The sequence below is a fragment of the Thermoanaerobacterium thermosaccharolyticum DSM 571 genome (assembly GCF_000145615.1).
Classification (GTDB): domain Bacteria; phylum Bacillota; class Thermoanaerobacteria; order Thermoanaerobacterales; family Thermoanaerobacteraceae; genus Thermoanaerobacterium; species Thermoanaerobacterium thermosaccharolyticum.
This window is the reverse complement of record NC_014410.1, coordinates 1,234,809-1,247,763: the sequence shown is the minus strand read 5'-3', so window position 1 is coordinate 1,247,763 and position 12,955 is coordinate 1,234,809. Positions and strand designations below refer to the sequence as shown.

Below are 12,955 nucleotides of genomic sequence, written 5' to 3'. Positions count from 1 at the left end.
AGATATCTCCCTTTTAAATATGTGAAGCACACCTTGCACAAATCGTTGGATGTTCTTTATCTGTTCCTACTGTTTCACTGTACATCCAGCATCTTTCACATTTTTCACCTGGCGCATGGCTAATTTTAATTGTTAGATTATAATCTTCACTTCTATATGAATTATCAGGTATATTGTCATCCTCATTATGAAGAACCGTATTCGATACGATAAATACCGTATTAAGATCTTCTTCAAACTGCTTCAAAAATTCGTACAAATCGTTTGATGCGTATATATCAACCTGTGCTTCTAATGAGTGACCTATTTCTTTATTGGCACGTGATATCTCTAAAGCTTTTGAAACATCTTTTCTTATGTCAAATAATTTGTTCCACTTTTCGACTATTTCTTTATTATCATATGCATCATTAGGCTGCGGCCAATCAGCTAATTGAACGCTTTCGTAATTATTATTTGCTTCATGCTTCATATAGCTCCATATCTCGTCTGCTGTAAATGTCAATACTGGTGCTATGATTCGTACAAAACCGTCTAATATTGTATATAACGTCGTCTGAGCTGCTCGCCTTTCTTTAGATGCAGCAGGGAAAGTGTAGAGCCTGTCCTTTAGTATGTCAAGATACAAGTTGCTCATATCTACAATGCAGAACGTGTGAACAAGATGCAAAAAATCGTAAAATTCATATCTATCAAAAGACGACGTTACATCCTTAATAAGCTCATTGAACTTGTAAAGGGCCCATTTGTCTATATCAAGAAGCTCTTCGTACGGCAAAGCGTCTTTATCAGCATCAAAATCGTACAAATTGCTTAAAAGGAACTTAGCCGTATTCCTTATCTTCCTGTATGATTCCGTCATCTGCTTTAAAATTTCTTTTGATATTCTCATGTCAGAAGTAAAATCAGCAGAAACGGTCCACAGTCTTAATATATCTGCTCCGTACTCTTTTACTACATCAGCAGGATCTATACCGTTTCCAAGAGATTTTGACATCTTGCGTCCTTCACCGTCTACGACAAATCCATGTGTCAACACGTTTTTATATGGTGCCATTCCTCTTGTGGCAACAGATGTCAGAAGCGATGACTGGAACCATCCTCTATGCTGGTCAGAACCCTCAAGGTATAAATCTGCAGGCCACCTAAGACCTTCAGTAGTTTCTAAAACTGCCACATGGCTTGAACCAGAATCAAACCAAACATCCATTATATCTGTTTCTTTTCTAAACTCTGTAGAGCCACATTCACATTTTGTACCCTTCGGCAATATTTCTTCTGCTGTATACTCATACCAAGCATCAGAGCCTTTTTCACTAAACAATTTTTTAACTGCATTTATTGTATCATCATTAATCAATTCTTTTCCACAATGTTTACAATAGAAAATTGGAATCGGAACACCCCATATCCTCTGCCTCGAGATGCACCAGTCATGTCTATCTCTAACCATATTTGTAATCCTGTCTTCGCCCCATTCAGGAATCCAGTTTACTTTTCTTATTGCATTTAAAGCTTCATCTCTAAACCCATCAACAGAAGCAAACCATTGCTCTGTAGCACGGAATATAACAGGATTTTTGCATCTCCAGCAATGTGGATACGAGTGAGTTAGTGTTTTTGACGCTAATAAAGCATTGACTTTTTCCAAATCCTCTTTTATGACTTTATTGGCATCAGCATAGAATAATCCTTTGTATTTCCCGGCTTTTTCCGTAAAACACCCTTTATCATCAACAGGATTCAAAACTTCAAGTCCATATTTCTGTCCGACTATAAAGTCTTCTTCACCATGGCCTGGTGCAGTATGAACACATCCTGTACCAGCTTCTAATGTCACATGATCACCTAATATAATAAGCGAACTTCTGTCAAATAAAGGATGTTTAGCTCTCATCCCTTCTAAATCTTTGCCTTTAAATGTCGCAATTATCTCACGATTCTCAAGGCCTGTTTCCCTTTCTATATCATCAAGCATGTCTTTCGCCATAATGTAGATTTCTTTTCCATATTTAGCTAGCGCATAATCAAATTCCGGATTTAAACATATAGCAAGGTTGGCAGGTATAGTCCAAGTTGTCGTAGTCCAGATTACAAAATACAAATTATTTAGGTCATCAACAATTCCTTTGAACTTTCCAATATCATCAATTACTCTAAATTTAACATAGATTGAATCTGAGGTCTCATCTGAGTATTCTATTTCAGCTTCTGCTAAAGCTGTTTCGCAGTCAGTACACCAATACACAGGTTTTAATCCCTTGTAGATGTACCCTTTTTTAGCCATTTCACCAAATACTTCTATCTGCTTTGCTTCATATTCTGGTTTTAATGTCAAATAAGGGTTTTGCCAGTCACCTCTGACTCCTAACCTTATAAACTGCGACTTTTGCTTTTCAATTTGTGAAAAGGCAAAATCGCGACAGACCTTTCTAAACTCAACAGGACCTACTTCATTTCTTTTTATGCCCAGTGTTTTTATTGCCTGCTGTTCAATTGGCAAACCGTGGGTATCCCAACCTGGCACATATGGTGCATCAAAGCCTCTCATTGTTTTATATTTTACAATCATATCTTTTAAAACTTTATTCATGGCTGTACCAAGATGTATATCCCCATTGGCATATGGCGGTCCATCATGAAGAATAAATTTTTCCTTCCCCTTATTTTTATTTAATGATTTATGATATATATCCATATCATCCCATTTTTTTAATATCTCCGGCTCTCTTGTAGGCAGATTTGCCTTCATTGGAAAATCTGTCTTAGGCAAATTTAATGTTTTGTTATAATCCATCAGTATACCTCCTATAATTAAATAAAAAACATTAAAAAACAAAAACCTCTCACCCACAGGGACGAGAAGTCGCGGTACCACCCTAATTATTAAGGTCAAGCCTTAATCACTCATCGAATAACGGGTATATCCCGGCTTAGCTTACTAAAATTTCAGCCAGCAGCTTCGAGGTGATATATGTCAAATAAACTTATTGGCTTACACCAACCGCCAACTCTCTTAAAAGTTTAATTTGCATAAATTGTCCTCATCATCGCTTTTCACATTTTAAATAATTATACAATAATTAGAAAAGTACGTCAACATATTAAATAGTAATAGCTGATTTCACTTTGACACCTTCAATGCTTCCAAGCTTCCCAGTTAAAGCTCCAATATCATCTGTCGTTCCGTCAACAATAATAGATATTATTGACACATTTCTTTCTTTATACGGAATACCCATTCTTCCAACAATTATATGAGCATACTCGCTTAAAATACGATTTACTTTCTCAGATGTTAATTCTCTATTTAGAACTAATATACCGATTACAGCAAGCCTATTCCTCATCGTTTTTCTCATCCTGCTCCTCGTCAAAAAATTCTCTATCATCAATCGATAATACAGCCTCTAGTTCTCCTTCAAGAAGAGCCTTAAATTTAGCCTTAAAAATATTAAGCTTTCTTTTCTGATTTTCAAGTTCCGTCCTTATTCTCACAACTTCTTGATTTGCTTTTTGCATAATCTTTTCTGCTTCCTGATGTGCCTGCTGTATAATTAAGTCAGCTTCTTTTTTTGCATTTTGTTTTAAATCTTCTGCAGATTTTTGTGCAACGACTAAAGTATTATTTAGCGTCTTTTCTATATCTGTATAATTTTGCAACTTATCGTTTAAGATGTTAACCCTATCTTTCAGATCCGAATTCTCCTTATACAGTAGCTCATAATCTTCCATCACTTTATCTAAAAATTCATCGACTTCATTTTCATTATATCCCCTGAATGACCGCTTAAATTCCTTGTTATGTATATCCATAGGTGTTAACATATAATTCACTCCTTATATTCTTTTGTTATTTGTATTTTAAAATATGAATATAAATTCTTCCTTTTTTAGTTGTACCAATAATTTCTTCAAATTTAATCCTTCCACGACCCCTTAAAGATACAATATCACCCTCTTTTATTTCAAAAGAAGGCTCTAACTTCGTTTCCCAATTAACTTCGGCCAAACCAGCTTTTATCAATTCAGATGCTTTCGTCCTGGATAATTTAAATCCTGAAGCAATAATGCTGTCTAATCTTATAGATGCAACAGTTGTATTTATATCATCGTATTTTACTTCCGGCTCCATGATTTCATCCAAATTTATTGAGTATACATTAACCCTCTCTTTGCCTATCTTATGTAAATTTATCAAGATATAACTGGCTATATCATTATGAACAACAATATCACAACTCTCTTGTCTTTTTATTATATCGCCAACTTTATCTCTTTTTATACCTAACCCAAGGATGGAGCCTAACACATCTCTATGGGATAATTTCGATAAATCACCGTTTATTCTAATGGCACTTATCGGTGCTTTGTATGCATCTACTGCGTTTCTAAATTTGGGATATATATGTGCTATCTTTCTTTCGGCTGCATCAAATCCGCCAATAAACCCACAATTTATATCGTCAAATTGTGTCATCAACTTTAGCAGTATTTTTTGATCCCTCAAGCTTAAAAAATCGGTATACCTATCTCGTTTATTTTTCTGAACCCATTTTGCTATATCTTCTAGCCTTGCTATACTGTAATCCATATCTTCACCTTTTAAAACTTATTAATTCATATTAATGAAACTATATTAATTATAATTGGCCTTATAATATACTGTATAACCAACATCGCTAATATTGGTGAAAAATCTATCATCATGCTTCGTCCAATCGATGATTTAAATTGTAATCTTCTAAACGGATCCAATATAGGCTCTGTGACTGTAATCACAAATCGTGATATAGGATTACTCATATTTTCCATTCTTAACAAAGATAGTATCACCCTTATTAAGATGAGCCAATTTACAATTTCAAAAAAGTAATTTAGTGTTAACACCAATGCATAATTTGTTGTCAAATCATACCCTCCTTATTTATTTTAGATTAAACATAGAATCTACTTCATCTTGTATATCACCTGCTATATCGAAATTATCTGGCACGATTAAAAATATACTATTAGCGATTTTCTTGATTTCACCATTTAAAGCGAAAATTGCACCACTCAAAAAATCAATAAGTCTTTGAGCATCATTTCTTTCCATGTTTTGAAGATCTATAATTATTGGCTTTTTGTTTTTTATATTATCTAGTATAGTTTGTGCTTGTTCAAAATTCTCTGGCTTTAAAATAATAACTTTTATCTGAGACTGAGTATGTATATTTACTATCTTAGGTTTTTTATCAAACGGTATCTCGTTTTCCACTCTTTCTTCTACACCTTCGTCTTCCGGTTCATCAAACCCGAAAAAGTTCATAAGTTTTTCAATTACTTTAACAGCCATTTATTTTACCTCCATATTATATAATCTTTTCCCAAAAATTCCTGTACCTATACGTACTATATTGGAACCCTCCTCAACAGCAACTGTATAATCATTTGTCATACCCATAGATAAATACTTAAAGTCGACATTTTTTTGATTGATGCTTTTGGCGCAGTCAAATAATTCCTTCATCTTTTTAAAATATGGTCTTACCTGCTCTGGCTCCATAAATGGAGCTACCGTCATCAATCCCCTTATTCTAATATTATCGAAAGATTCGAGACTTTTAATAAAATCCATTACGTTCAAAGGATCAATACCATATTTAGATTCCTCTGATCCTATGTTTACTTCAACAAGGCAATCCATTACAATATTATTACTATGTGCTCTTTTATTAATTTCCTGTGCAAGGTGTATACTATCAAGTGAATGTATCATCTTTACCTTATCAATAATGTACTTTACTTTATTTGTTTGGAGATGACCTATAAAGTGAAACTGAACTTTATCCTTTAAAGCAGGATACTTATCGATTAGCTCTTGGACCTTATTCTCGCCAATATCTGTTATTCCATTGTCTATTGCTTCCTGTATTCTCTCTACATCTACCGTTTTTGTAACAGCCATAATTAAAATATCGTCTGGGTTTCTATTTACTTTTCGTGCATGTACTTCAATGTTATTTTTTATTTCTTCAAGATTCAAACGTATATCCATAAATATCCCTCTTATTTCTTTAAATAATCTTTTCCATTTACTAGAATCTGATCATACATTTTTAAGCTGTCATCTTTGCTTTCTATTATCGCATTTTCATTGTTTCGTGCTTTAATGCTTATTTCTTTAAAAACAGGTAAATCATTATCACCTAATTTGTAAATCCCATATTTGCCATTTTCATTGACGATAGATGAATTTGGCACAATAAAACCATCATAATCATTTATTATCAAATTAATATTAACTTTTCGTTTTTTATAAAAATCGCTGTAAGCATCTTTCATGCTTATAACAGCTATATGAGAATTATTAGATATTGAATACATTTTTAAAATATTTCCATCCAATAATTGCACATTATCATTAATAATGTCTATTTTTACATCTCTTCCTTCTTTTAACTTTTTACTTTCCCCATTATCTAAAACAACCAATATATACCAATTATAATTATTTATCAACTTAACTATTGGTTCACCTTGTTTTACAGCACCTGTCCGTTCTATTGGTTCTTTTTTTACCAAATTGATATCATTGTTGTTTATGTTAAATAATTTGTTAACATTCAATATATCTTCATAACTATCAAAAAAATTGCTTACAACACCCGCTTCAGGCGAATAAATTTTGTATAAATTTTGAGAGATGCTATCTTCCAATTCTTTTTTTTGGATATAAAGCTCGTCTAGATTTCGAATTGATGATGGACCGTTTTTCAAAATCTGTTCTTTTTTACTCATCAAATCTTCAATTTTTTTCTTTATATTGTTTGTAACTTTACTATCTTTTGACTCTTTGTATTCCCTATTTAATTCGTCTATTTGACTATTTATACTTTCTATATCTTTCACATATGGGTTTAAACTTTTATCATTCTTTACATACTGTATTTTATCATTGATTGAGTTAAGTTCAACTAATTTCTCTTTATCAAAAGACGGCGACACAACTTCTGCTATTTCTTTCCCTTTTGGGACTCTTGTCCCATCCTTAACAATCATATTTAACTTACCATCAATCGGTGAATCTATTGTCATCTCATCCATTACTATGTAACCATATGTCATTATGGATTCTGATAAACTGCCATATTTTAGTGGGACTGTCTCATCTTTACCACTTATTGTATTTATAGAAACTTTTCCTATGTATAGTAGAACAACCAATACTATGAAAATATTTAGTATTTTTTTCATATAACCACCTATGATAATATTCTATAAAAAATCAATTTTTCCTTCTTTTAATTTTACCTTTTGTACTTAATTTATCATATTTAAAAGCTGCGATAGTAAAATTTAAAAAGAGACCTTTTCGGTCCATGTATAAATTTTAATTAATCACTAATATCTTATTTTTTATGAATCTATTCTTCTTAAGATATCATCGACCAGTTGATGCGTTTTTAAAGAACAAATCAGTTCATCATTGTTGCTTTTTTTCTCATCTAAAGATTTTAAAAAATTCTTTACTGTACCGACAAATCCTCTTCTATATGATATGCTGTCCCAGCTCTTAAAACTACGAATATATACCCCATTATTCTCCATAATCTTTATATTGTCCATATCATCGACGACGATGCTTCGCCCATTCCCATGTATCTCTAACCTTTCATAATCTTTTCCACTATTTCTATGCATTAATCCAATAGCTATCGCATTATCTGAGCTAATCGTAACTGTTATATTCTGTGAACCTACTCCATCCTATAGAGGATGAAGCTTCCTACTTCATAGACCGTTGCCTACTGTTATTCACAGCAGGTCTTACACAATCTCCATAGGCGTAATTTCGGGAGGAACCTTCCCTACAAAAATATTACTCTTAGGCTGTTATGCCTAATTGTCTTAATCCTTCATACAACACATTTATCGCTGCATTTACATCTCTGTCTATCTCTAATCCACACTCACATTTGTGTACTCTTACTGATAAGTCTTTTTCTACTATTCTTCCACATCCTGAGCATCTTTGCGATGTATATGCTGGATTTACTTTTATGAATATTTTTCCTTCTCTTTCCGCTTTATATTCTAAAAATGCATCTAACATTCCCCATCCTGCATTTGCTATTGATTTTGCAAGTTTATGATTTTTCATCATATTTTTTACTTGCAAATCTTCAACGCATATAATGTCATTATGTTTTACTATGTTATAGCTTATTTTGTGGAGATAGTCTCTTCTCTGATTTGCTACTTTTTCATGAAGCTTCGCTAATCTTTTCTTTTGCTTTTCTCTGTTTTTGCTTCCTTTCTTTTTTCTTGATAATTGTCTCTGTGCTTTTTTTAGTTTCTTCTCTGATTTTTGTAGCCATCTAGGATTTGAGTATAATTCTCCATCTGATGTTGCAGCTATTGAGTTTATTCCTTTGTCTATTCCTATTGCTTTTTTTCTTATGACTGTTTTTTCTTTTTCTTCTTCTACTTCAATTGACAGGTTAATATACCACTTTCCTGCATGGTATTTTATGTTTATTGTTTTGACTTTTGTCGGATCAAAATTTCTATGTGCTTTGATTTTTATATGCCCTATATTTTTTATGTATACATATCCTTCTTTCCCAAAGTTTCTTTTTGCTTCGCATTGTGGAAGTGTTATAGATGTGTAGTGGTATCTGTCTTTGAATTTAGGATATTTTGCTCTTTTGTCAAAGAAGTTTTTATATGCTCTATCTAATCTTCTCAACACATCCTGTAATATCTGCGATTGTACTGTCTTGTATTCTGGATGCTCTTTTTTGTATTTTGGGAGCATATTTTGCTGTTCTTCGTATGTAAGTCCTTTGCCATATTCTTTATAATGTTTTATTCTTTGGTCTAGTGAGTAATTATATAATTTGCGGCAAAGATACAATGTATAAAAGAGTTTTTCTTCTTGCTCTTTTGTTGGTTCTATGAGAAAATGCTTACATATCATCATTTTTTCTCACCTTGGCTTTCTATATACTGTTTTATAACTTCTATAGGTGCACCACCTGATGTAAGAAGACAGTAACTTCTTGACCAAAAATATTCTTTCCAAAGTTTTTGTTTTATCTGAGGATATTCTTTTTTAATCAGTCTGGAAGATGCACTTTTATAAGCATTAATGAATTTAGATATTTCAGAGTTTGGCTCTGCTTTGAAAAGTACGTGTACATGGTCTTTATCGTGATTCCATTCTTGCAGTGATATATTATAATTAGGTGATATATTCTCAAATATCTCCTTTAATCTATTCGATATGTTATCATTTATTACCTTTCTTCTGTATTTTACAACCATTATAAGATGATAATACAATAAGAATACTGAATGATTATTATTATCTAATATTAGCATTATATCACCACTTTACTTTTTACTCCTGATAATATTATAGCATATAATGTTATGGAAAACAATAGAAATTCATCTCCCACCTATAGAGGATGGGAGACTTCTTTCAAGCCTTCGTTAAATATCAGTTTCCCTATTGCATATTATATTATATCTTCATAATATATCCAATAAAAATTTGTATAATGAGTTTTTAAAGACACTTGCATTTGTAAAAATTTTGTGTTAATATTTAATTAATTATTTTGTACAAAATTTAATAGTTAATAAATGAGACAAGGGTGTTTCATTAATTTCAATATGTTTATTAATGTCACCCTTGTTTTGTTTTACTTAAATTTACCATATTTTATATATTTTAAGTGAAAGGGGATTTTTATGCAAGAAAAAACTTTAAAAAATATCTTTAGAGAAAATGTATTTAATGACGCTGTTATGAGAGAACGCCTGCCAAAACAGACTTACAATGCTTTAAGAAAAACAATTGATGAAGGGCTTCCTCTTGATCCCAAAGTCGCTGACGTAGTCGCTAATGCTATGAAAGACTGGGCTATTGAAAAAGGAGCAACGCATTTTACACACTGGTTTCAACCGTTAACAGGAATTACTGCAGAAAAGCATGAATCGTTTATTTCACCTACTCCTGATGGCAAAGTCATAACAGAATTTTCAGGTAAAGAACTTATAAAAGGTGAGCCTGACGCATCATCGTTCCCTTCAGGCGGATTAAGAGCTACATTCGAAGCAAGAGGTTATACTGCGTGGGACTGCACATCTCCTGCATTTGTTAGAGATAACGTTCTTTATATACCAACAGCATTTTGTTCATATACTGGTGAAGCATTGGATTTAAAGACGCCATTATTGCGTTCAATGGAAGCATTGTCAAAAGAAGCTTTGCGCGTATTAAGATTATTTGGCAATACAACTTCAAAAAGAGTAATTACTACAGTTGGTCCAGAGCAAGAGTATTTCTTGATAGATAAAAAATTATACGAAAAACGTAAAGACCTCATCCTAACTGGGAGAACGCTATTTGGTGCAAAACCACCTAAGGGACAAGAAATGGAAGATCATTATTTTGGTACAATAAGAGAAAGAGTTTCCACATTCATGAAAGAGCTTGATGAAGAGCTTTGGAAGCTCGGAATATCTGCTAAGACGGAACATAACGAAGTTGCTCCGGCACAGCACGAATTAGCACCAATTTTTAATACAACAAACATAGCAACAGACCACAATCAATTGACAATGGATATAATGAAAAAGGTCGCTCTGAGAAATGATCTGGTATGTTTGTTGCACGAAAAACCATTTGCAGGTGTAAATGGTTCTGGCAAACATAATAACTGGTCAATGAGTACAGACGATGGTATAAATCTTTTAGATCCTGGCAAAACACCACATGAAAATGCACAATTTTTAGTATTTTTGTGTTCGGTAATTAAAGCAATAGATGAATATGCAGATCTACTTAGAGTATCATGTGCAACACCTGGAAATGATCACAGACTAGGTGCAAATGAAGCTCCACCAGCAATAATTTCAATATTTTTAGGCGATCAGCTAACAGATATTTTAGAGCAAATAGGTGAAAACGGTGGTGCTACAAACTCTAAACAAGGTGGAGAATTAAAAATAGGTGTAACAACACTGCCTACACTTCATAAAGATTCAACAGATAGAAACAGAACATCTCCATTTGCATTTACAGGAAATAAGTTTGAATTTAGAATGGTAGGTTCATCATCATCTATAGCAACTGCAAATTACATCTTAAACACTATTGTCGCAGAAGTTCTATCAGAAGTTGCCGATAGGCTTGAAAATGCTACTAACTTTGATGAAGAAGTACAAAAAATACTGAAAGAGATTGTCACAAACCATAAACGCGTTATATTTAATGGAAATGGATACTCAGAAGAATGGGTTAAAGAGGCTGAAAAGAGAGGTCTTCCAAATATCTCTTCAACAGTTGATGCTATACCTGCTCTTTTGAAAGACAAAAATGTAAAAGTCATGGAGAAACACGGTGTATTAAGCAAAGTCGAATTAGAGTCTCGCTATGAAATAATGCTTGAAAATTATACAAAGACGATAAATATTGAAGCACTGACAATGCTTGATATTGCTAAAAGACAATTATTGCCATCAGTCATTAAATTTATAAAAGAAGTCGCTGATTCAATAAACGCAGCAAAAGGTACAGGATTAGACGTTACGGTTGATGCGCAATCAGACTTGTTAAATGAAGTTTCCTCATTAGCAGCAGAATTCAAGAAAAGAATTGATATCCTCGAAAATGCAGTAAACAATGCAAGCAACATAGAAGGTGATTCTTTTGCTATTGCAAAATATTATAGAGATGAAGTATTCGTTAAGATGAGTGAACTGAGAGAAATAGGCGATAAATTAGAAACCTTAGTAGATGCTGATATTTGGCCACTACCGACATATGCAGATATGTTATTCTATGTGTAAAATATTCTATATACTTAAAAAACTATTGGGGTAATCCCAATAGTTTTTTATTATTCTAATTGGTTTTATAAAAAATTAAAAAGGACTTCGATACTTCTATATTTGAAGGAAATCCTTGAAATTTCTCAGTGGAGACGAAGAGACTCGAACTCTCGACCCCCACAATGCCATTGTGGTGCTCTCCCAACTGAGCTACGTCCCCAGATGAAAAGTTTATATGTATGGTGGAGGTGCGGGGAGTCGAACCCCGGTCCGAAGGTGTCACAGTAAAAGCTTCTCCGAGTGCAGTCACTGTTTTTACATTCCCTCTGCAGTTCTCCCAGTGACAGGATAACTGCTTCAGTAGCTTCATAAAATCCGATTTATCTCAAAGCTTTGATAAATCAGTTCCCCACTAAATCGACGCCCAATCCTTTGATGTGGGAATCAAAGGTTGAACGGCTGCTTATTAATTAAGCAGCGTAAGCTAAATTATCGTTGTTTGCGTTTATTTTTAAGTCCACCGTTTAACGAGCAGATGGAACCTCGACTCGCTACTTTTACCTCGACTACCCCCGTCGAAACCAGTACACCCCCATATTTATATATGCTGTTTTTCTTTAAAATGCCTTTCAATTTCTCTCTTGGCATCTCTTTTTGCTATATCTTCTCTCTTATCATATAATTTCTTACCTCTAGCTACAGCCAACTCAATTTTTACGAGTCCATGTTTTAAATAAACTCTTAGTGGTACTAATGTATAACCTTTTTGAGTAACATATCCCGTCAATTTATTTATTTCTCGTCTGTTTAAAAGCAATTTCCTTGTTCTCAATGGATCCTTGTTAAATATATTACCTTTCTCATAAGGACTTATATGCATATTGTATAAGAAAACTTCATTGTTTTCAATACGCGCAAAGCTGTCCTTCAAATTGACTTTACCCATGCGAACAGATTTAACTTCAGTACCAAAGAGTACAATGCCCGCTTCATATACTTCGTCAATAAAATAATCGTGGCTTGCTTTTTTATTTTGTGCTAATACTTTAATATTTTCGCTTGTCATAAGATAACACCTTTTTCACAAAATCACCCTACTTGTGTCAAACAAATAGGGCCTTTGCTT

At 33.1% G+C, this 12,955-nt stretch carries 13 protein-coding genes, 1 tRNA gene, 1 other RNA gene and 1 other annotated feature; of the genes, 1 reads left to right on the top strand and 14 read right to left on the bottom strand.

Annotated elements, in window-relative coordinates; translation table 11 throughout:
* Positions 1 to 13 precede the first annotated feature (13 nt).
* From ileS to tnpA, 11 genes are all read right to left on the bottom strand, one after another.
* Positions 14 to 2,797, bottom strand: coding sequence for an isoleucine--tRNA ligase (ileS, locus tag TTHE_RS06085; protein ID WP_013297708.1), 2,784 nt, complete (start codon positions 2,795 to 2,797; stop codon positions 14 to 16).
* A gap of 54 nt (positions 2,798 to 2,851) precedes the next feature.
* Positions 2,852 to 3,060, bottom strand: a binding site (T-box leader).
* Between the two features lie 44 nt (positions 3,061 to 3,104).
* Positions 3,105 to 3,350 carry a TM1266 family iron-only hydrogenase system putative regulator gene (locus TTHE_RS06080; protein WP_041587438.1) on the bottom strand — a complete coding sequence of 82 codons (246 nt, stop codon included), beginning with the start codon at positions 3,348 to 3,350 and terminating at the stop codon, positions 3,105 to 3,107.
* Positions 3,340 to 3,828 carry a DivIVA domain-containing protein gene (locus TTHE_RS06075; RefSeq protein WP_013297706.1) on the bottom strand — a complete coding sequence of 163 codons (489 nt, stop codon included), beginning with the start codon at positions 3,826 to 3,828 and terminating at the stop codon, positions 3,340 to 3,342. Before TTHE_RS06075 ends, TTHE_RS06080 begins: the two co-directional genes overlap by 11 nt.
* Positions 3,829 to 3,853: 25 nt before the next feature.
* Positions 3,854 to 4,594 (bottom strand): YlmH family RNA-binding protein, encoded by a 741-nt coding sequence (locus TTHE_RS06070; RefSeq protein ID WP_013297705.1) that lies wholly within the window; start codon positions 4,592 to 4,594, stop codon positions 3,854 to 3,856.
* A 26-nt stretch (positions 4,595 to 4,620) separates the two neighbouring features.
* A complete protein-coding gene (locus tag TTHE_RS06065; protein WP_013297704.1) occupies positions 4,621 to 4,911 on the bottom strand; it encodes a YggT family protein in 291 nt (96 codons plus the stop codon).
* 16 nt (positions 4,912 to 4,927) lie between these two features.
* A complete protein-coding gene (locus TTHE_RS06060; RefSeq protein WP_013297703.1) occupies positions 4,928 to 5,338 on the bottom strand; it encodes a cell division protein SepF in 411 nt (136 codons plus the stop codon).
* Entirely contained in the window at positions 5,339 to 6,040 is a 702-nt protein-coding gene (locus TTHE_RS06055; protein ID WP_013297702.1) for a YggS family pyridoxal phosphate-dependent enzyme, read from the bottom strand.
* A gap of 11 nt (positions 6,041 to 6,051) precedes the next feature.
* Positions 6,052 to 7,239, bottom strand: a complete 1,188-nt coding sequence (locus TTHE_RS06050; RefSeq protein WP_013297701.1) for a biotin/lipoyl attachment domain-containing protein — start codon at positions 7,237 to 7,239, stop codon at positions 6,052 to 6,054.
* 162 nt (positions 7,240 to 7,401) lie between these two features.
* Positions 7,402 to 7,686, bottom strand: coding sequence for a hypothetical protein (locus tag TTHE_RS06045; RefSeq protein WP_190317088.1), 285 nt, complete (start codon positions 7,684 to 7,686; stop codon positions 7,402 to 7,404).
* A gap of 184 nt (positions 7,687 to 7,870) precedes the next feature.
* Complete coding sequence (locus TTHE_RS06040; RefSeq protein ID WP_013297700.1) at positions 7,871 to 8,968, bottom strand: RNA-guided endonuclease InsQ/TnpB family protein; 1,098 nt, start codon at positions 8,966 to 8,968, stop codon at positions 7,871 to 7,873.
* A complete protein-coding gene (gene tnpA / locus TTHE_RS06035; RefSeq protein ID WP_013297699.1) occupies positions 8,965 to 9,369 on the bottom strand; it encodes an IS200/IS605 family transposase in 405 nt (134 codons plus the stop codon). The genes TTHE_RS06040 and tnpA overlap by 4 nt, the downstream gene beginning before the upstream one ends.
* 375 nt (positions 9,370 to 9,744) lie before the next feature.
* On the opposite strand from tnpA, the gene TTHE_RS06030 reads away from it, so the two are divergent.
* Entirely contained in the window at positions 9,745 to 11,847 is a 2,103-nt protein-coding gene (locus TTHE_RS06030; RefSeq protein ID WP_013297698.1) for a glutamine synthetase III family protein, read from the top strand.
* Positions 11,848 to 11,976: 129 nt separating this feature from the next.
* On the opposite strand, the gene TTHE_RS06025 is transcribed toward TTHE_RS06030, so the two are convergent.
* The 3 genes from TTHE_RS06025 to smpB form a co-directional block, all read right to left on the bottom strand.
* Positions 11,977 to 12,049, bottom strand: a tRNA-Ala gene (locus TTHE_RS06025).
* Positions 12,050 to 12,069: 20 nt separating this feature from the next.
* Positions 12,070 to 12,423: a transfer-messenger RNA gene (gene ssrA / locus TTHE_RS13950) on the bottom strand.
* Positions 12,424 to 12,427: 4 nt separating this feature from the next.
* Positions 12,428 to 12,895 carry an SsrA-binding protein SmpB gene (gene smpB, locus TTHE_RS06020; RefSeq protein ID WP_013297697.1) on the bottom strand — a complete coding sequence of 156 codons (468 nt, stop codon included), beginning with the start codon at positions 12,893 to 12,895 and terminating at the stop codon, positions 12,428 to 12,430.
* Positions 12,896 to 12,955 lie beyond the last annotated feature (60 nt).